We start from the raw sequence: 22,187 nt of genomic DNA, 5'->3' as shown, positions 1-22,187 counted from the left end.
ATCTGAAGAATGTTCATACTGTCTCCGGTGCTGCGTATTCTCGTAAAGCGATTTTGCCGGTTACGGCGGCAGAGAATAGCGCGGTACGGTATACGAGGTCAACGCTATCCATTGTTCTGGAAGCAGTTTTGTTATTCTTCGAACCCTTCAAATCCATCTATTTCTTGAATCACCAGACGTGCTGTCTCCCGAAACATGACTGCATCATCTCTGCTCTTGAATACAGCTACCGCGACACGGAATCTTCCGTTTGCAAGTAACTCCTGTCCATCAATTCGACAAGGCTTTGGTTCGTCTATCTCGTCTCTAAGCATTTTGAGAATCTTCATCTCCCACCCAATAGAATTGATAAGACCAACAGGGAAAAAACCTTCGTAGTCAAGCATTGTTGCTACCTTTCATTTTGTTGAATTAATTAGATGATGCTGAATCATGACGTTTCCAGAGAAGCATAATCGCGGACATTGATCTTACCGGTGACAGCGGCGGAGATCAGAGCGGTACGGCGTTCCTGTAGGAGTTCGATGGCTTGCTCGGCTTCCGTTTCAAGTGAATCAAATTCTCCCACTTTTAAATCTATGAAATCAGCGATTTCAGCTTGTTCTGTAACCGGTGGCATTGTGACGAAAAGGTCAGAAAATACTTTGTTCGATAATTGTTGTTGAGCAGTCCCATAAGCACCGACGGAAAGCTGTTCCATCCAGTAAATACTTTGCGAGACTTTGCTGAGATATTTTGGGGTCAATTTATTACCAGTGCGAATTATCATCATCTGAGCATTGATAAACGCAGTTTCGAAACTGTATGCTCCGACGTCAAAAAGTGCCATTTCACCAATTCTGCCTGTGCTACCGCGGACTTTCACAATCAAATCACCATCTTGTGCTTTGCCGCGGTTAAGTGCATCAAACTTTTCATGAGAAATGAACTTTGATTCCTTTAAGTCGAGTTTTCCTCCAACAATGTTTTTTGACGAAAGAAAAAGAATACCATCGGATGTGAGATCATTCTCATTAGGGTACTCACTTCCACGATCTCCGTCGACAAAAAATGCATAACGCCTCAATGAGCAAACTTCCCAGTGTTCCGGGACATCGCCCAGCCATTCGATGCCGCTGTCTTTCATGGGGGCGTTGGGATTCAGGCCTTTGGTGACCGCGTGACTGATGACCGCCTGCCGCTTTTCCTTCAGCAACTCAATCAACCGCCGCTGCTCCGCCACCAACGCATCGATCTTCGATGTTTCCACATCTATATAGTCACAGATTTCTTGCTGCTCGGACTTGTCTGGTAAAGCTACTCGAACATTCTTGAATTTGTCCCAATACAGACGAAGTCTGAAGTCTGTCACACCGTGCGAATACCGTCGCATTTGTTCGATAGCTTGTGGAGTTCGAAATAGATGTTCAATAAATTGAGTTTGGAAGTCAATTTTTGGTCTGGCTACCACATATGCAGGGCTTACCATGCCTTCAACCTTTACAGTCCCAAATCCACCCTGCCATGCTCTCATCATGTTGTAAACAAGATCGTTTGGTACGACTCGTTTATATTTTGATTTATCATCAATTCGAGTAATCTTTCTATCTGATTCACTTTCGCTTAATTCTCGGTCTGATACTCCATGATGGATTGAAACCTGCAGAACGGGTAAGTCATCATTACCACTTTCAGCTACTTCAGCGAAAAGAATGCCCATTCGAAACACATCCCAATGCTCCGGCACTTTGCCCAGCCATTCAATACCACTCTCTTTATATTCGGCATACTTCGGAAAACTCATTGCGACAGCTCCCCGATCATGGCGACGATATTATCTGTGACGCCTTTCAATTCCGCGTCGATTTCGTCCAGTGTGCGCGGGGGCTTAAAGACATAGAAATGCCGGTTGAAGGGGATTTCGTAGCCGATTTTGGTTTTGTCGTGATCGATCCAGGCATCGGGGACATGGGGCAGGACTTCCCGTTGGAAGTATTCGTCGACGTCTTCATTGAGGGGAACGTCTTCGGTGTCGCGGAGTTTGGTGTCGATTTTGGGCTGGCCTTTGCGTTTGCCTTTGGTCTCTTTCACGATATTGCCGTCTTCGTCGCGCTCGGGGCGTTCAACGGTAATCGTCTGATAGCCGAAGTCGGTGGTTTTGAAAATCCGGCTGATCGGGGTGCCACCTTTGGTTACTTTCTTCGCGTTGCCGAACAGACGCGTGATCTCGTCGATATGCTCGCTACTGAGTTCCTTGCGTTTGCTGCCCAGACTTTTGCGCATCTTTTGCCACATGCAGCTGGCATCGATCAACTGGACCTTGCCTTTGCGGTGTTTCGGCTTGCGGTTGGTGACAATCCAGATGTAAGTGCTGATGCCGGTGTTATAGAACATATCAGTCGGCAGACCGATGATAGCTTCAAGCAGATCGTTCTCGAGTACATAGCGGCGGATCTCGCTTTCTCCGCTGCCCGCGCTGCCGGTAAACAGAGGGGACCCGTTCAGGACGATACCAAACCGGCTGCCGCCATCTTTCGCGGGCCGCATCTTGGAGATCAGGTGCATCAGGAATAACAGTGAACCATCACTGACGCGGGGCAGGCCGGGACCGAACCGCCCGTTGAAGCCGTCCTGCTGGTGCTCCCGTTTGATTTCCTTTTGAATCTTTTTCCATTCGACGCCGAACGGGGGATTGGAGAGCATATAGTCGAAATGTTCCCCGGGCAGCCCGTCTTCGGAGAGGGTGTTGCCGTGGATGATCTTGCTGATGTCCTGCCCTTTGATCAGCATGTCGGCTTTGCAGATCGCGTAGGATTCGGCGTTGAGTTCCTGACCGTACATCACCAGCCGCGCGTCGGGGTTCTGGCCGCTCAGATGTTCTTCGGCAATGGAGAGCATGCCCCCGGTTCCCGCTGTCGGGTCGTAGAGGGAACGCACGATGCCGGGTTTGGTCAGGGCGTCGTCATCTTCGATAAACAGCAGATTGACCATCAGCCGGATCACTTCGCGGGGGGTAAAATGTTCCCCGGCGGTTTCGTTGGAGAGTTCTGCGAACTTACGAATCAGTTCTTCAAAGACCAGTCCCATCTGGGCATTGCTGACGACATCGGGGTGCAGGTCGACATTGGCGAATTTTTCGGTGACCATATACAGTAGATCGGCTTTGGCCAGCCGTTCGACCTGGGTGTGGAATTCGAAGCATTCGAAGATATCGCGCACACTGTCTGAAAAGGACTCGATATAAGAGAACAGGTTTTCGCGGATATGGTCCTGATCGCCCATCAGTTTTTTGATGTCGAGGGGGGACGTATTGTAGAACAGCTGTTGCGACTTTTTCTTCAGGAACGGTTCGGGGTTGATGTTCGCGGCTTCGCGTTTCTCTTTTTCCTTGAGGACGGCGTCTTTCGTCGGTTCCAGCACACAGTCCAGCCGCCGCAGTACAGTGAACGGCAGGATGACTTTGCCGTATTCGGACTGCTTATAATCGCCGCGAAGCAGATCGGCGACCGACCAGATGAAAGAGGATAACTGCTGCTGATTCATGGTTGTGGGTTCTTTGAAGTGGAAAACGCTGGTAACTCTTGGCAGGTAAACAATTTATCAAGTTGCCATACTACACAGAATGACAGAGGTGAGCAAGCAGGAGGGATGGCTGATGAGAAATGATCTGAAGGACAATTCGCAGGCGAAACGATTGCAGATCTGAAAGGGGAAAATTGAAATCGAGGGCTTGATTGATTCCAGGAGCTGTGCTGAGTGTGTGCCATCTGTTCGCAAGAGTTTATCCGGAACCTCGGCCGCAAATCGTATCGCCTCAGGCGGGCTGGTCTCGCACAGAATATCGGGCTATATTTTGGATTTGACCAACCGGGGGAGGGAACTCCTAATCTTTTTCCCGAGTTGAGTCATGCGGGTAGCTACGAATAGACATTTCCCAAAGATCAAAACCATACTGTTCTCTAACAACCGTCATCCGCATCACATCTGTAGTACCGTCTGCAATTCGTAGCCCCATGAGATCACGTACTCGGTCACCGAGGTCGACTTCGCGGCTGTAACCCACCGCACCATGAGCACGCATTGCTGCATCACAGGCCGCCAACGCAATCTCAACTCCTTCGGCCTTAATGCCATTGACGAGTGGTTCAGCAGCTTCATAGTTACCCTGGTCATAAAATCTAGCTGCCTCTCGTGCCAGTGCCGCTGCCATCCGCAGTTTCGTAAGGTATTCGCCGATTGGTTGCTGAAGATGGGTGAACCGTCCAATCGGTCCACCTGATACATGACGCTGTCGGATTCGCTCAGCCATGATTTCCAGTGCACGCTCACCACAACCGATTGCCGCTGCAGCTTGCATTAACCTCCAGTAAAGGAAGTGCTTCTCGAAGATTTTGCTTCCGTCTCCATCCTTACCGATCAGATATTCTGGTCCCACATACATATTGTTGAATTTGAGTCCACCGAAAGAATTACCCGTCAGACCATGAGCGAAACGATCGACGATCTCCAGGCCAGGGTGGTTAATCGGCAGCAGGAAAACTGACTGAGCATTGGGTGAGCCTTCAGCAGACCTGGTATACAGCACAACATGTGTCGCCTGACGCAAACGCGCATTCCAGAGTTTCGAGCCAGTTAAGCGGAATCCACCACCATCTCTCACTGCCTGGCTCTGCATACTTTTCGTATCCGTACCTGCATCTTCCTCAGTGATCGCCACTGCAAAGTAGGCTTCTCCTGAGACGAGTTTTTGGAGTGCGGTCTTTGCGATAGGAGAATCCATCATCACCACTGGCCGACCGTGAGCACCTCCGACGACATCTCGCAGATTCAGGTTGTACCGACCTGCGTGTCTGAATACTTCCAGCATCTGCTGGGCGTTCCAACCGCTTCCTCCGACTGATTTTGGTAAGTCCAGACCGGGCAGTCCGAAGGCAGCACTGCGTCGTCGCCATTCTCGCGGTGAGGTAAGTTTCCCTTCTGATTTCAGTTGCTCCGCAAGATCGTCGATCGCAGTTTTCATCTGATCGATGGTCAACGAGGAAACAGGTAAGGGCTCCGTTTTAGAGGGAATAAGGCGAATTTTGAAGACGGTATTCAGCTCTTGGACAGGCTGAGTGTCTGCCAGCCGTCCCGGGCTCCTTAAATAGATCCGTTTGTAGGGAGCCGAAGATGTTTTGCGTTTCTCAACAATGAACTGATAGTCCTTCATCGGTTTTCCTGGATTTAAAACGCGAATTTGTGTTTCACCGCTTTCCTTCAACAGGGCAAAGTGACGACCCAGCACGATCCCATCTGATGTTGTCACTGTGTAGGCCAGAATGTTTAACTCGCCTCCTTTGATGCTTAGCTCAGGTCCATCATCGTCAGACCAGTACGGCCCTGATTTGGTGTGAACACTATTTCGGGCGGACACGACCTCGACTTGGATTTCATATCCAGCGATCTGGTCGGACATCCAGCCAAGCAAGTTAACAAATCTGTCATTGGTGATCCGTCCTTGCTTTAGCTCTGGATGTTTTTGGAACAGTTTCAAGGCGAAGCGATGGGGCTGGAGATGATGTGGCTGACCAGTCATCGACCGAAGTGTCTGCAATGCAATTAAAGCCGCTGAGATGGGGCAAGCCCCGCCTCCATCTGGATTGATCAGAGCATCGAGCTCTTCTTGTTCTACGATTACCGGGGTCTGGCTGGAGTGGGCCTCCCGAACCGACTTGATCGCATAGGTTGGTGGTGACAACCAGCGGCTCTTATCTGCCTGCTCAACGTGATCTTCAGCATTAACGATTGGTGTGCAGGATAACGTGAGTATCAATGCTACAAACGCACTCAGACGAATTTCAGCCTTCGAGAGGTTGACCATAAGATAGCTCCAATAATTCTATACAAAGAAGGTCATGCCTGATGATGAATGCAACTGGGAAGTCAAATGCCAATAGCTTTTGATCTTGATAGAAGTCTTCAATTTGCCATATTACCATAAATGAGTAAGCAGGCATGCGGGCTTTGCTGTTGAATTCTGAAAAATCTCCCTGTATCGGAAGCATTTCACCTAAATTTCAACGGTTTCCGCGTCAAAATAAATGAGGGCAAAACCGTTAACTATCAGCGTAAGGCATCGATTGCTGCACTCCCTTCGGAGGTAGTCTCTGGAGTGAAATTACCATGTCCGATAAGCCAGAATGATGTGGCCTGCCCAGGGAATCCCCATCCACTTAATTCTCCAGAAGCCGCTAACCTGTCGATGCCTGAGGTCCTGCCACGTGGGGAGTTGTCCTGGTGGATGCCCCAGCAGTCTGAACACTCTCAAACCCCGTCCATCAGCTCTGCCAGACTGATGTCGAGTGTCTTGGCGATCCGCTCGATGTTCCGCAGGGCAAGATTCCGTTCTCCCCGTTCAATCCCACCGACGTAAGTCCGGTCCAGCTCACAAGCGTAGGCAAAATTCTCCTGCGAGTAACCTTGCTCTTTGCGCAGCTTCCGGACCCGCTGTCCAAATCTAACCAGAATATCTTTTCGTTTTGCCATGCAAGTATTTAACACTTGACAGCGACGATAAGACTACGGACTATAAGTATCATATGGTGTGCACGTATAGGCAGTCAAAATGCAGGTTCTAAGGATATTTGTCACTGAAAGAGGAGAAATCAATGTTGCGACCACCAGGTGGTATAAGTTGTGCCATGAAAAGAATCATTTGTGTCAATCAAATAGTTGCATCTGCATGCGTGCTATTCCTTGCTCTCACGCTTTCGGGCTGTGGTAGCGATACTACAGTAAGTAAACTCCCGAGGTACTCGACCCCGTCCAGTAAACCCTTACCTGAGGAATATCAAGTGCTTGCAAAGCATCTGGGAATGGCGCTGAAGTCAGATTCAGCTCAACTTCAGAAAAAACGTGAGACATCAGAAGTCATGGCGGATTTACAGGCCGCCTTATTAGACTTACGTGAGATCAAATCGAATGATAAAGAGATCATCTATGTTTCAGACCAGGTCCGAGACGCGGTCACTGTGGTCTTAGAGCGTTTTGACAACTTAAATTCCCTGCCAAAGCCTCCCGATGAGGGAACACTGTTTGTAGGTTCATTTGTTGATGGATTCTTTGGTAATTTTGCAGGAGGCTATCACCGTGGCCTTGATGCAGAGGCAAAACAGAATGCTTTGAATTCAGAAATGCAGCCGCTGCTTGCCGCGATTGATAGGATTGATGCGGCACAGAAGATGCTTCCCAAAATTGCAGAAAAGTATTCGGCAACCTTAAGTGACTCGACCGGTCTGATCATCGCCGATTTTAATGAATCCTGGGGAGACTCTGGCCCTGATGATTGGATTGCACTTCAAAACCTTGGGGAAACACTTGAAGACTGTACCATTTTGGTGGAATTGACTGGCGCGAACGGAGAGGTGCGAAAAAACGTGCATTTTCTGAAAACTTGGCCTGAGGCTACCTGCATGTGGGGACGGTATCAGGGCGGAGAGAAAATCCTGGGAAAAACCGTGGATAGGACCACAGTCGTGTACGTGAAAGAAATGAAAGTCACCATTTATTCACCGCAGTTCGCAACCCGGATCGACTACACATACAAGGGAGCTGAAAAAGATAAAGACGTTGCTTATCGCTGTGAAAACCTGAGTTTTCAAGGGGCTTACCAACCTTATGAAGCTGGCGTCATTTGGGATACTCAGCGTGGGGCTCAAATTACCTTGAACGGAGTGGAATTTCTTCCCAAGTGTCGCGTTAATCTTACGTTTCGAAAAGGAGATCAAGCAAAAATATGGTACTGGGATTATGATTCCTGGATGAAAGGGGAAACCAAGACATTCGACACACCTGCGGGAGGTCTGGAATTCAAACCTGACAGGATTGAATTTGAAGTATCTTTTCCCCAGACGAATTACAAACACAAAGCAACCCTAAAAGTCGATCAGGAAACTAATAAGCTGGTGAAAATTCAAGACTGACATTCCCGTATCAGTGTTGACTTGTCCCTCAGGCCGGGTTCTTCGATTTTAAGTTGCACAAAACGTCTCGCATTCAATTCGTAATGCAAGGCGTTTTTTTACGTATACAGACAGACGCAGGATTCCAGTAGCTGGACTCATAAGCGAATCACCACACGTGCGGATACAGGGAGCCATATGATTTTGCGTATCTCGCTTATCAATCATCCCCAGAAAGGAGAACCGAGCATTGGTTTATGTTGGATTAACGTTTGTTTCTGTCGCATTGCTTTTGGCGATTGCGGCATTCCTGAAGGAACGCCGCCTGCGATTGGCACTGCAGAACATTTTAAACCGTTTACTTTTTCGATGGAGGCTGTATGGAGAAACTCACAAAGAAACTGCTGATACTGGTCGGGCCGCTGATGCTGATGACCGGTTGCCAGGAGCATTCCGATCAACGACTCACGCAGATGGCACTGCAACAAACAAAGATTCAGGCTGAGCAGAGCCGTCAAATGCTTGAGTTGCAACAAGAAGTGGCTACTGGTGCTCGCCAGTTAGTGTCCGCTGATGCTCAGTCGCGACAGGAGATCGTGGCTATGCAACATGATTTACAGATCGAGCGTGCAAACATGGCACAGCGGTGGGACCAACTTGAGCAGGAACGCAAATCCATGGCCAGCCAGCGATACTATGATTCTGTGATCGCTGAGGTGATTTCCAATCTCGGCATCATCCTGATTTGCCTGTTACCGCTAATTGTCTGCTGGCAGTTGCTTCGACAAACCGTTGAACCGGCGACGGAGAACGAAGTCGCCGAACTCCTGCTGGATGATCTTGTTTCTTCTAAACCGCTGCTCTTTCCACAAAAACCATTCATGCCAGAAAACTCTGAGCATCAGGAACTGGCTTCTGATGCTCCTGCTCAGAACAGACTCGGCACTATGAACTCTTAAAACAGAAAGTAGAAATCCAATATGTCTCACATCGTTCAAATCCAAACCGAGGTGCGTGACCCGGTTGCTATTTCTGCCGCTTGTGAACGTCTTAAGCTGCCACAGCCGGTGCAGGGGACGTTCAAACTCTTTAGCAGTGAGGCGACCGGGCTGGGGGTAGAACTGCCGCAGTGGCGGTATCCTGTCGTCTGTGACATTACCAGTGGTCAGCTGCAGTATGACAACTTCGAGGGACGCTGGGGGGATCGGTGCCACCTGGATAGGTTTCTTCAGTCCTATGCCGTTGAAAAAACACGGATCGAAGCGCGCCGCAGGGGGCACACGGTGACGGAGCAGGCCCAGGCTGATGGCTCCATTAAGTTGACGGTGCAGGTAGGAGGTGCAGTATGACTCGAATCATCGAAATCACCGTTGCCACAGATGGCCAGACCCGCGTGGAAACCAGGGGCTTTTCTGGAGAAGGGTGCCGCGAAGCCAGCCGGTTTATTGAAACAGCCCTCGGCAAGCAGACGGAAGAGCAGCTGACCGCTGAATTTCATCAGTCGGCAGGTCAGCAGCAAACCAACCAGCAACGGTCCTGAAGCAACTCAGATCTAAATAGTGTTATTTAAAATGGAAGGAGAACAGTTTGAACATAAGAAACCGACTCACCGAATACATCCGGGCTTGCTTTACCGGGATCTGGATCGAATCCCACGAACACCAGGAGGCCCTGACCGAAATTGCAGAGCTCTGCCGGGATGAACAGTGGCAACTTGCTACCTGGGATATCGATGCGGGATTAAACATCCCCGGACAGAGTGAGGCAGAGGTAACCGGTTCTGATCCGCTGGCGGCGATCCGTGCGGTGAATGCCTTGGTCACGCCAGACGGGACAGCCTTGATCGTGCTGCAGAACTTTCACCGGTTTATGCAGTCCGCGGAAGTGGTGCAGGCGTTGTCGCGTCAGATCATCGCCGGCAAGCAGAACCGCACGATTGTAGTGGTGCTGTCTCCCGTGGTCCAGATCCCGACCGAACTGGAGAAAATGTTCGTTGTGGTTGAGCATGATTTGCCTGACCGTGACCAACTGGAAGAGATTGCCCGGGGGATCGCCACCGAAGCCGGGGAATTGCCTGAGGGAAACGAGCTGCAGACAGTGCTTGATGCCGCTGCGGGGCTGACACGGATGGAAGCCGAAAATGCCTTCAGTTTGAGTCTGGTGCGACAGGGACGAATCACTGCTGACGCGGTCTGGGAACTCAAGACTCAGGCACTGAAAAAGAGTGGTCTGTTGTCACTATACCGCGGAGATGACGATTTCAGTCATCTGGGAGGCCTGACAGCCCTCAAGACGTTCTGTAAACGGGCTTTGCAGCAACCGAGCCGAGATGATCCCAGAAAGCGGCCACGGGGCGTTCTGTTGCTGTCTCCGCCCGGGTGCGGGAAATCCCAGTTCTGTAAGGCACTGGGGCAGGAGGTGGGGCGTCCCGTATTAAACCTGGATGTGGGGAACCTCCTCGGTTCGCTGGTAGGGCAGTCGGAAGAGCGGACGCGGCAGGCGTTACGGGTGATTGATGCGATGGCTCCCTGTGTGGCGATGATCGACGAGGTCGAGAAGGCGTTTTCCGGACTGAACGGTAACGGCGACTCAGGTGTCTCCTCCCGCATGTTCGGGACGTTTCTCTCCTGGCTGGCCGATCATCAGTCGGACGTGTTCGTGGTTTGTACGGCAAATGATGTTTCCAAACTGCCGCCGGAATTCGGACGCAGCGAACGGTTTGACGGCATTTTCTTTCTGGACCTGCCGGGCCGGGAGCAGAAAAATCAGATCTGGGACCAGTATATTCGGTTATTCAGTCTCAATCCGGAGCAGGAGCGTCCAGAGGATACCGACTGGACCGGTGCTGAAATTCGCAGTTGCTGTCGGCTGGCAGGTCTGCTGGAGGTGACATTGCTGGAAGCACGGCTAAACGTGGTCCCCATCGCGGTGACTGCGGCTGAGTCTGTCGAGCAGTTACGAACGTGGGCCAACGGTCGTTGGCTCGATGCTGACCAGCCCGGTATCTTCCATTGGGAATCGCCCAGGAGAAAATCCCGCCGAAGTATTAAACATCTTTCTTCAATCAACTGACTTATCCGTCTCAAAGGAAGGAGCACCATGCTCACCCGACAGGAGATACTCCTTATCAGTGCCGCACTGCAGTTCTGGGCTGAGGAGATGAATCCCGAAGACACACATCTGCTGAAAATTTACTCTGGTCTTGAGACCTCCGATCAGATCTGGAGGTCCGATGATATTCAACGGCTACGGACACAGCTAAGCTCAGCGAGTCTGAAATATGCTGTCGCCAATGCTGGGGGAACCGAACTCCTGACCACAGAGCTGTTTTCGACCCCTGAGGCTGCCGAACAGGCCCGCCCCAGTGAAACCGGTCAGGTCGGAACTCTGGTTCTTCCTGAACTCACAAATAAAGTCTGATCAAACCCCTTTCCCCAATTCCGTGACACTGATGAGCCGCAGATCGGCCACTGTGAGCTACTGCTCCAATGTCATCTGGCATCGCCGTGGCCTGTCCGGTTTCACAATACGTTTATCTAATCACACTGACGAAAAGTCCGATACCGACATAACCGGTCACAATTAATTCATATAAATTCCCGCTGCAACGCTGCCTGATCAATTGAGATCTGGCAGCGTTTTTCATTTCCACCAGTCACAAAGGAGTCCTCATGAGTAATTCCATGCTCGAAGAACCACAGACTGAATCATCGCACAGCACGGCTTCACTACGATTGCAGAGCACGATGGCGGCCGCCCGGCTCAGTTTCACCTGGCTGGGCGTCCGTAAATCACTGACAGCCCCGCAGAAGAGCCAGGCTGCGGATTCATTTGGTGCTGAAGGAAAGTTTCTTTCCGCTGGTAAAAAACTTCTGGATACCTCACATCCGGCCTTCAAAGCCGTAACAGCAGTGCGCGGACGGGCCGTGGCCTACTGGAAAGGAGTCTCGCTCCCCTATCCGGAGCCCGGCATCCGCCTGATTAAACAATCGGACATCCATGAATTTGATCGGCGTCTGGCCGGTTTTCGGGATGAACTGAACGAAGCGGTAACCGATTTGAACCGGCACTTTGATGAACTGCGGTCCGCTGCCCGCAACCGACTGGGAGACTTATTCAATCCGACCGACTATCCGCATTCGCTGATCGGCATGTTTGCCATTGAACATGATTATCCTGCGGTGGAACCGCCGCGTTATCTGCAACAGCTGAGTCCGGAACTCTATGAACAGGAGTGCCGCAGGATGCAGTTGCGTTTTGATGAAGCGGTTCAACTCGCAGAACAGGCGTTTCTGGAAGAGCTCACGAAACTGGTCGAACATTTGACTGATCGATTGAGCGGCCAGTCTGAGGGCAAACCCAAGGTGTTCCGGGACACAGCCATCACCAACCTGACTGAGTTCTTTTCGCGTTTTCAGGCGTTGAATGTCCGCTCCAACGAACAGCTGGATGACCTTGTAGACCAGGCACAGCAGATTGTGGGCGGCCTCAAACCGCAACAGTTACGGGACAATGGTATTTTGCGACAGCAGGTCGCCACGCGACTGGCGGGAGTACAATCCTCGCTGGATGGTCTGCTCATTGATCGCCCGCGTCGCAATATCCTGCGAAGACCCCAGGGGGAGTAACCATGGAATTGATCATCAAGCAGGGGGGACTGGTCCGCTGCATCTATGACGAAACGATTGAACTGACTCAGCTGGGAAAACCGGTGATCAATCGTGGGGCATATGTTGAACCGGCAGCGGACGGACAATGGACGGCCGACCTCTCTCCGGTCAATGGCCCCTTGTTAGGGCCGTTCTCCCATCGTTCTGCTGCTTTGACCGCAGAACGCGACTGGCTCAATCAACACTGGCTGATTTCCGGCCCGTGATGTAATTCTACCTCGTCTGGTGCGGGGTGGTTGTGTATTTCTCATGACCATCCTGTGCGGGTGGTCGTTCTTTTTTATCCAAGGAGTAAACGATGACCCAACAAGACCTGGACAGTGCAGTCGCCTCAGCCACCGGTGAAGACATTCATGCGATCCGGAAGCGGGGCTTCAGTCTGGCTGACCCACTGGAAGTGGACTTTGATCCGGAGCCGGATAATCAACGGCCCCAGACTGTGGACTGGGATGCCTGGGAGCTGGAATCGAATGTCTCTCTGTTCGCACAGCCGTTCGGCAGATTCCCGGGACTGACCTGAAATACCAGGCACATGTAATCATCCTCATTTCCAGGGAACCATGATGATTCAACAAAACCAGCGTTCTTTCTCTGCGGGACAGATGATGGCAACTCCCGATGTGCTGCACCAAATTCCGGAGTATGAAGTACAACGGGCACTGGCCCGGCACCTGGCCGGAGACTGGGGTGACTGCTGCCAGGAAGATGCCGGGGCCAACGATGCGGCCCTGCAGACAGGCGGTCGTCTGTTTTCCGTCTACCATACGGCAGACGGGATCACATTCTGGATTATTACCGAAGCAGATCGTTCGGCAACCACGGTGTTGTTGCCGGAAAATTACTGAAAGTTCACTCACAACTGAAAGTTGTATTCTTAAACAAGGAGTAACGTATGCAGATTTTATTCATCAATAACGACGGTTCAGGTTTCGCAGACCAGATTCAGATCACAGATGGCACGACAGTGGAAGCCCTGTTTCAGCAGCGGGTTTCGCACGGCCGTCCCCAGGACTACCTGATCCGCGTGAACCGTCAGCCGACCACCGCCGGTTATGTTTTGCAGGAAGGAGATCGCGTTTCGATAACTCCGACCAAAATCGAGGGTGCGATATCCCGACAGCTCATAACCGTATTTTTATTTCCTGTTCCCTCACCGAAAGGAGCCCCATGGGAGCCCGACAACGTCTTAACAGTCTCAACCTGCTCGCCGTTCTGATGATTTCAGCCATCATTGGCGGCGTCGTGCAATCGTGGCTGTTGTTTCTGGTCAGCGCCGCAGCACTGGCCGCTATCCAGATTCATAGCGGTGATATTCGTCCGACTTCTCGCTCGTCCCGGAAAACGCGGCAGCGACGCTGAATCATGTTGACATTTTCATTTACAGAGGCCACCTGTCACAACGGGTGGCCTCAATTTTTTTATAGGAGAAACCTTTCAATGAACCGATCACACCCGCGGCGGCTCTGGATCAGGGCTGCGGCTAAGATTCGGGAGCAGTACCAGTCGCAGGTGACCGGTTTCCCCAAAGTGAATTCGCCCCCGGTGGACCAGTGGACGCGGGTCATGCGTCTCTCGCGACTGCTGACGAAAGCTCAGCAGCGTCACTGTCCGGTCGCCTTCCAGCGTTGTCTGGAACAGTATAAACATTCTGTGTCTCGAATGATTCACGATTTAACGGCCTGTCACAGCGAGCTCACCGCCATCAAGCGACCGACGGTGGTCCCGTCTCTGGGGGATCTGGTCGCCGAACTCAGTTCCCTGCCAGATGAATTCGAGGAAACCCGCATCGACTGGTCCGAACGGGAAATCGTCGTCCGGACTCCACCCGTCATCCTGAGGGAAGTCAACCTGGGTGAATTTGAAATCCGGCTCCGCTGGAGTGAGCTCGGTGATCCCCAGCCCTATCGGATCATTTCCTTGGCGGAAACCGGCACGGACGACGTACATCATCCCCACGTCCAGGGAGACACGCTCTGCGAAGGAGAAGGCAAAATCCCCCTCAATCAGGCGTTGGCAGAGGGCCGTTTGGGGGATTTCTTTCTTCTGGTCCAGCAGATCCTGCAGACTTACAACTCGGGATCTGCTTATGTTCCCCTTGATCGCTGGTGGAATACCAGCTGCGCTGACTGCGACGATTCGATGTCCCAGGAAGAAAGTCGCCCCTGTTCCATCTGCGAACACCAGATCTGTGAATACTGCCGTCGCAACTGTACGGCTTGTGGCGATCACCTCTGTTCAAGTTGTGCTGATACCTGCGAAACCTGCGATGACACGTTTTGTCGCGGTTGTCTTTCTAACTGTGAGTCTTGCGGCGAATGTTACTGTCGGCCCTGTTTGTCCGACCAAACCTGTTCATCCTGTCTTGAAGAATCCATGGAGAATGAAGATGCCTTACCCGAAGAATCAACCCCTGACGCGCCGCCTGCTGCAGCGCCCCCGTCGGAAACGTCCGAAGCAGCGCAAACGTCGCCCGCTCCAGTTCAGCCCGTATGCCTGGGCCAAACTGATCTACCTGCGTGACCGGGGTCCGACGGAGGTCGGTGGCTTCGGAATCACTGAAGCTGCCGATCCCTGGTTCGTAACGGACATCGTCCTGGTCAAGCAGACTTGTACCGACGTGACAGTCGCCTTCGATGATGCCGCCGTCGCGGACTACTTTGATGATCAGATCGATGCGGGACGGCACCCGGAACAGTTTGGACGGATCTGGATTCACACGCACCCCGGTATTTCCGCGCGATCCAGTCAGGTGGATGTGGAAACCTTTGCCCGCGTGTTCGGGAACTGTGACTGGGCAGTGATGTTTATCCTGGCCCGAAATGGTGCTACCTATGCAGAGCTGAAACACGCAGGCAGACCCAAGGCGGAAAAACTGTCGGTCGGCATTGATTTCAAACCGGAGTTCGCCGCCAGCGATCAAAGTTCCTGGGAAGCGGAGTACCTGGAATGTGTGCGGGAAGAGCCTCTGCCACCATTGTGGGATCTGGCTGAATGGCTGGATTACGAATTTGCTTATTCCGAGCAGTGGCCAGTTTTTCCCATTTAAGTAATCCCATTTAAATATCACTTCGAATTAGAACAAGGAGAAGCCATGAATCTTGTAACTGATCGTTTTGTCCGCCAATCAGAACTGGTGCCCAGAGAAAAACTCAAACCATTGACTGTCACTGTCACGGTCATTGGTGTGGGTGCCATCGGACGGCAGGTAGCCCTGCAGCTGGCGGCGCTGGGAGTACGGCGGCTGCAGTTGATTGATTTCGATCTGATTGAGCCGACTAACATCACGACCCAGGGATACCTGGCAGCAGATCTGGGACGTCATAAGGTTGAGGCAACGGCGTGTACCGTACGGGCCATCGACGATAGCCTGGAAGTGGAACTGGTAATCGATCGCTTCCGGCCCGGGCTGGTAACAGGGGAAGTGGTATTTGTCTGTGTGGATTCGATCAGCAGTCGGGCCGCCATCTGGCGATCGCTACAGCATCAGTGTGCGTTCTGGTGTGATGGCCGGATGCGGGGAGAGGTACTGCGAATCCTCACGGCCGTTGATTCGAAATCGCGGGACCACTATGACACGACACTGTTCACCCAAGCGGAAGCACAAACCGGTGCCTGCACTTCCCGTAGTACCATTTACACGGCCAGTATCGCAGCCGGATTGATGCTGCATCAGTTCACGCGTTGGCTGCGCAGTATTTGCACAGAGCGTGATCTGACCCTGAACCTATTGGCAGGCGAGACTACAGCAAACTGACAAATCGATCATTTCATTATTTCCATCAGCACGAATCAGAGAGATATGAGCAGGGGGCCACCTTCGATGGTGGCCCGCCTGCATTTTTTTATCTATCAGGGCATTTGATCTGGTGCTGGGATTCCAATCTGCACAGGCAGCCAGAGTGATTTTCTTTTTGCGGGGCAGGAATTCTTTGAGATAATAAGATCAAATAAATGTACAAAAAAAGATTGATTCTTTTCAATCGCAGGCAATAATAATGATCCGCAGGCAAAAATAAAGATCACTGAAAGGAATCAGGATTGGGAACAGTTGAAAGTCCTCATGTTGTGGACAAGCATGCTCGGATGCGTGTTCAGCCGGTAATGATTCAACTGTAGAATGCAATCACTTCTGGATTTATGTATTTTCTAAAGTGTTGCGCGATAAGATCAGAGAACTCATTCCTTTCTCTGAAACGACGAAGCAGCCTCTCATCCCCACGCGGGATTAGAGCATGCAGGTATCCTACAATTGAGGATAATTGCTGAACCGGATAGAAGCACAGAGTTAATATCTCAGTTTCGAAGAGCATCCTATAATTCTGATAAGAGGATCTCTAGTTAAGCTGTAATCTCTCTTCTAACTTTTCCGATCTCAATACGTCACCTCAATTGGCATTTCTAATCTACCCACTACGCGAAAAGCCAGGTTTATATCATTGCTGGTGGTGTGGATATTTTGCGCATGCCTACTATCTCTCCCCACCCCAGTTGTGCCATTGTAGGAAAATTCGCCAAACAAAGGTACTTGGTTTCTGGCTACCTGATCGTGTACCAGGCAGAGGAAGGAGATTGATTCTATCGCAGTGCGATCATGATTAGACAAATCAGAAATCTTCGTTTTTGGGTTTTAAATTCTCATCAGAGCCCGGAACCACCAGGAACTCCTGGATGTGAACGAAACATACTACACCATTCAATTTTATAGGAGAATGTAATGACTGAAGTAAATGAAGAGTATCTAGAAGAACCAACTTTCGTCCATTCAACAATGGTTGACCCTGTTACTGGAGAGGTTCACCGAATCAAACTTTTCGTTGGTGAAGAATGGATAGACGTCTTTGTAGAAGGTCGCGATGAATTTATCACGTTAAACATTGCTGGCAGAAAAATGTGTGCGACTCTCCATCATGCAGATGATAACCCTGAAGAGGTACCATATTTTGATTTTCGGTTAGGCCAGCCCGAGTAATCACCGAATCTGATCGGCGACTGAAAAATAGCCGGGAAACAGCGCTGGCTAACTCCGGTATGAGTGTGCGCACAGTGAACTATCTGAAAGAGCATAAGGTGCATACGATCGGGGATCTGGTAAAGTTGAAACAGGAAGACTTGTTATCGATACCAAATTTCGGAGAACAAACTTTACAGGAGTGTATTGATTTATTCGATCGCCTGAAAGTACCGAATCCCGGTTGGGAGATCGTGACGAAGAAGAATAATAAAAAAACCAAATCCTGAAAGAGTGAGTGCTGATCGGGGACAAGCCGAAGGGCGAGCGTAAGCGAGACCGAGTGCTTGTCCCTAAGCACTCACTCTGGATTGAATGAAATGAAATACAGAGAACATTACCGTAGGTAATGTATAAAGGCGTAACTCAAGTTGTCCCTTTAGAATCCTAACAATAAAGGCATAAATCAAATGGGAAGTTATACATGGTAAAAGAAAAGTACGAATTGACCGAAAAAGTGGGTCTCGAAATCAACCAGTTTGTGGGTGTAGACGTGAAAGATTCCGGAAAGGAAGAACTTTACAAGATGAAGTTCTCAAGCGACGCGCCCGATGCTGTGGTTTCGATCGACGGGACTGACGAATACATCAAACTGGATATTAAAGGTGGTGAGTTGCGTATCTTCCACGGTTCGGTTGAAGACGACACTCTCGATGAGTTTCCGGCGATCCATATCAGGCAGAGGGCTTGATATGGCTGACGTCAGATTCAAGATTAAACGAATCAAACGCGGATACGGAGATAAGGCATTCTGGAAAGGAGTCGTTTCTATGATTGCTCCAGAAAAGCTGAAAGGTAATCCTGCTAAAGCGACGGGGCATGTTCAGTGGCAGTGGCGGAACCGTCTGTTGGCCTTGAAAAAGGCAGGTTATGCTCCGGCACTGAAACCGCTGCAGATGCAGTTCGCCCGCAATTGCCCTCCTGCGAGTGTGTTAACCGATCAGAGTAGCCTGCGACATTGTACCTTACAAAAGATCTGTCCGTTTTGCTGGGGACGGCGGTATGTCTTCAAAGCCTGGAACCACGCCTGTCCAGCGATCATCACTGACCGTAACAAGTTTAGTCCGCGCGATCGTGAAGTTGTGTGGTTGGAGCGTAACGAGGTTTATGATTCGCTGGACAAGCTGCTGACCGCGGCGAAACTGAATAGGGAGCTGGAGCAGGTCTTGTTGAAGCAGCACTGCACGGTGCGCGGTGCAATTCGGTTCGAGGCGTTTTTTGTCAATATCAATGACCCGAAATGGCTTATGATCCGTCGATCTACGCTGGCTTTGACGGAGGGCTATAATGGGGAATTGCAGGGATCACCTTACCTGACACGGCACTGGCAATCGAAGCATATCAACAAAAGGCAGCTGTCGGAGGCTGTGGCGTGTGCGACAAGTTATCCGCCGGCATTGCTGAAAGCCAACGCGGAGCAGACTAAAAACCTGCTGGACGCGACGAAAGGTATCCGCTCGATCAGCTTTCGAGGCTGTATGCGGTAGTTCTTAGAGCATTAAATCATGCTTTCTGGAACGTCTCTTTTTAGGAAATGAACAATGAATATATCTAAAGCCGACTCCCGTCGGAGATCCCGTTCTGCAGGGTCTAAACGTCCCACGGATACACTCAAACGGTTTGGGTTAATCCAATCTGTGAAGTTTGCAGACTTAGATTGTGAACATGAATGGTTGATCGAAGGAATACTTGTCAAGGGACAAGCCGGAGTCATTGGTGGACCGGCAAAGTGTCTCAAAACTGGATTTATAATTGACATGGCTATCAGCCTCGGATCGGAAACGCCGTTCCTGGGAAAATTCCATGTTCCAACAGCTTGCCGAGTAGCTGTCATGTCCGGTGAAAGCGGGAAATCTTCCATTCAGGATACTGCGAATCGTATCGCGGAAACCAAAGGTCTGAGTCTTCGAAACATATCTGGAGTATACTGGGGATTCACCTTACCGATTTTATCTGATGAGAAAGACCTGGAAATGTTAGGAGAGTGCCTCAGGTGGAAGAAGATACAAGTGGTCTTTATCGATCCCTTGTATTTATGCCTCTGTGGTGGAGGGAAAGCAGTTTCACCAACAAACCTGTACCAGGTGGGCCCTATTCTCAAACGGTTGACTGAAACCTGTCTGAAAGCGGGGGCTACTCCGGTACTCGTGCATCACACTACCAAAGCGGCTGCAAAACCTTCTGAAAACGCATCTGTCAGTCTGTACGATCTGGCATTTTCTGGTGTCGGTGAGTTTTTCCGTCAGTGGGTTCTGCTTAATAAAAGAGAAGAGTTTACGCACTGCGACGGTTTCCATCAGCTTGGGATGTCAGTCGGTGGGAGCGCGGGCCACTCAGGGAAGTGGAATATCGACGTGAGAGAAGGGGTATTGGATAATGACTTCCGGGGAAGGAAGTGGGACGTCAGTGTATGGAATGGTCCAGCTCATGGTGAGGAAGAACCTGAAAATATGTCTGGGGGAAATTTGACGGCTTCCAGTATTTTGTCCGAATAGTATTGATTTAAAAAGTGCTATTTAGATTCGATCATTTACTGCTCGGAAAATAACAATCAAACGCATTAGAAAGCGAGCCAGTGGCGATAGAACGATTCTATGGTCACTGGCTCGATTGTTCTTATTCCGGGATTTAAAGTTGCAGGTGGAAGTTGTCTCCTGGATCAGATGTGAGTACTGACGAACTTCTATTATCCAGTTACAAAGATCTGCTTGATCAGAACCATCTGCTTACCATGAATAGACTGGTTGTGCATGCGCAGTCGGCAGAAGCCCACATAAGGGCGTCACGCAATATATGTAGTATGAGTCGCCAGGAACTGGCCTGACAGATTGGACGCACATTTAAACCCGTTTACACAGATCTGGCCTACTCTGCAGCGGGCTCTCGTGGGCGAGCAGGATTACTCTCTTTTCAGTGTGCGCATCAACGCAAACGCCACCGTGCTGCAGATAGAAGGCTGTTCTTCGCTCGCACCCTGACCGGGACCGGGCTTCCAGATCGTCACCGGGACCTTCCAGTACGCAACAACTAAAACGCTGAATCTCACAAAGTAAGGTGATTCCAAGACGATCGGCACGACACCGAATCACCCGATCTGGAGCGTCGATCGGGAATCCATCGTCCATGCCTACAGCCTCTCCGTCGGCGACAACAACAGATCTTAAACGGTACTGGCTGCGCCTCTCCCGGAGGCAATGACTTCTGATCACTGCTCATCTATTTAAGCTCATACACTGCCCAGTTTATACGGTCATACAAAAAGACACGATCGAACCCGGTATCGAAAGTGTGGTCTTCTTTCTCAAGAGACCACTCGAATAAACCCATTGCGTGATCAGGAATCGTGACCAGAAGAAGCCAGCACTGATCGCACCTCTTCAGGTACTCAGGTAATTTCGATTCTTTTTTAGCAATAGCTTTAGCAACTTCCGGCCCCGTCTGATCGCTATAAAAACCTCCTGAATTAGGGGGCGGCAACCTTGCCGGCCAGTCTTCAACCAAAGACAGTTTGATCTGTTCGAACTCGACAGGCAAATTCACCCCATCCTCATTTCCTTCTGCATCTTCATAGCACTCAGGCACTATCGATTTCGCGAGGTTCATGCGAACAAAATCACATAATACCTTAGCATTTCGAGCACGCAGTTTCTCTTTAAGATACTTCTGATGAAATTTGAAGCAGATCCAGTGCGGAGAGATTCTCGGATCACTCTGGAGATGATCCTTAGCGAGTTTGTATATCTTTTCTTCTTCGGCTTTCCTTTGCCTGCACTCACCAGGCTGATCTGCCATGACATCCATTACTTCAACGCCGATCTTACCAGATTCCGTCTCCAGCACGGCATCCGGAGGGTCGTCCGATTTCACTAGGCAATCCATGCCCAGGTGACTCATAAGCGCGACAACAGATTCCAGCTCCTCATCCTTTTGCTCTGACCTAGTCATACTTAAACTCCTGGCTCAAAAAGTAAATTGAAGACCGACAAAGTATCCCCGAACCAAAACGAGTCAAGGCCAAAAAGGCAGAGCAATAGGACGGCATCATGCAGACATCTAGAAACGAGCGACAACAGATCATATCGGATCTGCTTCCTCACTCTCATAAACCGGCTCCCACTTGCAATGCGTCATCCGCTCGTAATAGTCCATCGAGCGCTTAACCAGGACGAAGATTCGCGAACCGTGGCGACCAGGAACAATCAGTCCCCTGATACGGCGTGGGAAGACCTGATACCAGACTCCGCCCTGTGCAGCTGAGTGTACAGGCAGCTCGATTGTTTTGAGGCGTGATTTCGGAAGGACAACACTGGCGAGTTGATGCAACTTGACCGTCAAAAAGGATAAACTTCCGCAGGTATAGTTGTAGCACCTTTTGAAGACGATCAGATCGTGCACGCATTCACCCTCTTCGATCATGTGCCCGTACCGATCGTGAATCGAATAATACTCATAAATCTGGTCATCACTGTCGACGGTATATTTACCGGACCACCGTCCCAAGCGTTAACGCGTGCAGCCCTGTGCTGTCCTGATTTTGGTTTATTCCATAGGATGCTCAGGGATTTAGTTTGATACTTACTTTTATTATTA

General features: G+C 50.5%; 27 protein-coding genes. 20 read left to right on the top strand and 7 right to left on the bottom strand.

The features are described from left to right. Positions 1-131 precede the first annotated feature (131 nt). The 5 genes from GmarT_RS12555 to GmarT_RS12535 form a co-directional block, all read right to left on the bottom strand. Entirely contained in the window at positions 132-386 is a 255-nt protein-coding gene (locus GmarT_RS12555; RefSeq protein WP_002646159.1) for a hypothetical protein, read from the bottom strand. A gap of 44 nt (positions 387-430) precedes the next feature. Then, positions 431-1,783, bottom strand: a complete 1,353-nt coding sequence (locus GmarT_RS12550) for a restriction endonuclease subunit S (protein WP_002646160.1) — start codon at positions 1,781-1,783, stop codon at positions 431-433. Then, positions 1,780-3,522, bottom strand: a complete 1,743-nt coding sequence (locus GmarT_RS12545; RefSeq protein WP_002646161.1) for a type I restriction-modification system subunit M — start codon at positions 3,520-3,522, stop codon at positions 1,780-1,782. Before GmarT_RS12545 ends, GmarT_RS12550 begins: the two co-directional genes overlap by 4 nt. A gap of 340 nt (positions 3,523-3,862) precedes the next feature. Further along, complete coding sequence (locus tag GmarT_RS12540; protein WP_002646162.1) at positions 3,863-5,839, bottom strand: acyl-CoA dehydrogenase family protein; 1,977 nt, start codon at positions 5,837-5,839, stop codon at positions 3,863-3,865. Positions 5,840-6,282: 443 nt separating this feature from the next. Then, positions 6,283-6,504, bottom strand: a complete 222-nt coding sequence (locus GmarT_RS12535) for a helix-turn-helix domain-containing protein (RefSeq protein ID WP_002646164.1) — start codon at positions 6,502-6,504, stop codon at positions 6,283-6,285. 122 nt (positions 6,505-6,626) lie between these two features. Here GmarT_RS12535 and GmarT_RS12530 point away from each other — a divergent pair, with 122 nt between their 5' ends. The 20 genes from GmarT_RS12530 to GmarT_RS12440 all read left to right on the top strand — a co-directional run bounded on the left by GmarT_RS12530 (position 6,627) and on the right by GmarT_RS12440 (position 20,092). Beyond that, complete coding sequence (locus tag GmarT_RS12530; protein WP_149302788.1) at positions 6,627-7,940, top strand: hypothetical protein; 1,314 nt, start codon at positions 6,627-6,629, stop codon at positions 7,938-7,940. 359 nt (positions 7,941-8,299) lie between these two features. Beyond that, entirely contained in the window at positions 8,300-8,878 is a 579-nt protein-coding gene (locus GmarT_RS12525) for an HlyD family secretion protein (RefSeq protein ID WP_002646166.1), read from the top strand. Between the two features lie 21 nt (positions 8,879-8,899). Next, positions 8,900-9,268 carry a hypothetical protein gene (locus GmarT_RS12520; RefSeq protein WP_002646167.1) on the top strand — a complete coding sequence of 123 codons (369 nt, stop codon included), beginning with the start codon at positions 8,900-8,902 and terminating at the stop codon, positions 9,266-9,268. Continuing rightward, entirely contained in the window at positions 9,265-9,459 is a 195-nt protein-coding gene (locus tag GmarT_RS12515) for a DUF2997 domain-containing protein (RefSeq protein WP_002646168.1), read from the top strand. Before GmarT_RS12520 ends, GmarT_RS12515 begins: the two co-directional genes overlap by 4 nt. A gap of 47 nt (positions 9,460-9,506) precedes the next feature. After that, positions 9,507-10,991, top strand: coding sequence for a Ycf46 family AAA ATPase (locus GmarT_RS12510; protein ID WP_002646169.1), 1,485 nt, complete (start codon positions 9,507-9,509; stop codon positions 10,989-10,991). A 27-nt stretch (positions 10,992-11,018) separates the two neighbouring features. Further along, the gene (locus tag GmarT_RS12505; RefSeq protein WP_002646170.1) at positions 11,019-11,339 is read left to right on the top strand and encodes a hypothetical protein; all 321 of its coding nucleotides are present in this window, start codon (positions 11,019-11,021) and stop codon (positions 11,337-11,339) included. Positions 11,340-11,590: 251 nt separating this feature from the next. After that, positions 11,591-12,547: a hypothetical protein gene (locus GmarT_RS12500; RefSeq protein ID WP_002646171.1), complete on the top strand. Its 957-nt coding sequence runs from the start codon at positions 11,591-11,593 to the stop codon at positions 12,545-12,547. 2 nt (positions 12,548-12,549) lie between these two features. Beyond that, positions 12,550-12,795 carry a hypothetical protein gene (locus tag GmarT_RS12495; protein WP_002646172.1) on the top strand — a complete coding sequence of 82 codons (246 nt, stop codon included), beginning with the start codon at positions 12,550-12,552 and terminating at the stop codon, positions 12,793-12,795. Between the two features lie 92 nt (positions 12,796-12,887). Beyond that, complete coding sequence (locus GmarT_RS12490) at positions 12,888-13,109, top strand: hypothetical protein (RefSeq protein ID WP_002646173.1); 222 nt, start codon at positions 12,888-12,890, stop codon at positions 13,107-13,109. Between the two features lie 40 nt (positions 13,110-13,149). Continuing rightward, the gene (locus tag GmarT_RS12485; RefSeq protein ID WP_002646174.1) at positions 13,150-13,434 is read left to right on the top strand and encodes a hypothetical protein; all 285 of its coding nucleotides are present in this window, start codon (positions 13,150-13,152) and stop codon (positions 13,432-13,434) included. Positions 13,435-13,481: 47 nt separating this feature from the next. After that, on the top strand, positions 13,482-13,805 hold the full coding sequence (locus GmarT_RS12480) for a hypothetical protein (RefSeq protein WP_002646175.1): 324 nt from the start codon (positions 13,482-13,484) through the stop codon (positions 13,803-13,805). Continuing rightward, on the top strand, positions 13,757-13,948 hold the full coding sequence (locus tag GmarT_RS12475; RefSeq protein WP_149302785.1) for a hypothetical protein: 192 nt from the start codon (positions 13,757-13,759) through the stop codon (positions 13,946-13,948). The genes GmarT_RS12480 and GmarT_RS12475 overlap by 49 nt, the downstream gene beginning before the upstream one ends. A 78-nt stretch (positions 13,949-14,026) precedes the next feature. Then, positions 14,027-15,109, top strand: coding sequence for a hypothetical protein (locus GmarT_RS12470; protein WP_081459466.1), 1,083 nt, complete (start codon positions 14,027-14,029; stop codon positions 15,107-15,109). Further along, the gene (locus tag GmarT_RS30360; RefSeq protein WP_369010749.1) at positions 15,000-15,635 is read left to right on the top strand and encodes an MPN domain-containing protein; all 636 of its coding nucleotides are present in this window, start codon (positions 15,000-15,002) and stop codon (positions 15,633-15,635) included. The genes GmarT_RS12470 and GmarT_RS30360 overlap by 110 nt, the downstream gene beginning before the upstream one ends. A 45-nt stretch (positions 15,636-15,680) precedes the next feature. Next, positions 15,681-16,343 carry a ThiF family adenylyltransferase gene (locus GmarT_RS12465; RefSeq protein WP_002646181.1) on the top strand — a complete coding sequence of 221 codons (663 nt, stop codon included), beginning with the start codon at positions 15,681-15,683 and terminating at the stop codon, positions 16,341-16,343. A gap of 960 nt (positions 16,344-17,303) precedes the next feature. Continuing rightward, positions 17,304-17,558: a hypothetical protein gene (locus tag GmarT_RS12460; RefSeq protein ID WP_002646183.1), complete on the top strand. Its 255-nt coding sequence runs from the start codon at positions 17,304-17,306 to the stop codon at positions 17,556-17,558. After that, entirely contained in the window at positions 17,558-17,827 is a 270-nt protein-coding gene (locus tag GmarT_RS30355; protein ID WP_063825428.1) for a DNA-directed RNA polymerase subunit alpha C-terminal domain-containing protein, read from the top strand. The genes GmarT_RS12460 and GmarT_RS30355 overlap by 1 nt, the downstream gene beginning before the upstream one ends. Positions 17,828-18,021: 194 nt before the next feature. Next, the gene (locus GmarT_RS12450) at positions 18,022-18,288 is read left to right on the top strand and encodes a hypothetical protein (protein ID WP_002646185.1); all 267 of its coding nucleotides are present in this window, start codon (positions 18,022-18,024) and stop codon (positions 18,286-18,288) included. 79 nt (positions 18,289-18,367) lie between these two features. After that, complete coding sequence (locus tag GmarT_RS12445; RefSeq protein ID WP_149302782.1) at positions 18,368-19,084, top strand: hypothetical protein; 717 nt, start codon at positions 18,368-18,370, stop codon at positions 19,082-19,084. A gap of 150 nt (positions 19,085-19,234) precedes the next feature. Continuing rightward, positions 19,235-20,092, top strand: coding sequence for an AAA family ATPase (locus tag GmarT_RS12440; RefSeq protein WP_157158938.1), 858 nt, complete (start codon positions 19,235-19,237; stop codon positions 20,090-20,092). A gap of 721 nt (positions 20,093-20,813) precedes the next feature. Here the strand turns inward: GmarT_RS12440 and GmarT_RS12435 are convergent. Together GmarT_RS12435 and GmarT_RS12430 are read right to left on the bottom strand one after the other, a co-directional pair. Next, positions 20,814-21,542, bottom strand: coding sequence for a hypothetical protein (locus GmarT_RS12435; protein ID WP_002646190.1), 729 nt, complete (start codon positions 21,540-21,542; stop codon positions 20,814-20,816). A 129-nt stretch (positions 21,543-21,671) separates the two neighbouring features. Continuing rightward, positions 21,672-22,097, bottom strand: a complete 426-nt coding sequence (locus tag GmarT_RS12430; RefSeq protein ID WP_002646191.1) for a hypothetical protein — start codon at positions 22,095-22,097, stop codon at positions 21,672-21,674. Positions 22,098-22,187 lie beyond the last annotated feature (90 nt).

It is taken from the genome of Gimesia maris, assembly GCF_008298035.1.
Lineage (GTDB): Bacteria > Planctomycetota > Planctomycetia > Planctomycetales > Planctomycetaceae > Gimesia > Gimesia maris.
The sequence above is the reverse complement of the archived record's forward strand: the minus strand, read 5'-3'. Positions and strand labels throughout refer to the sequence as shown.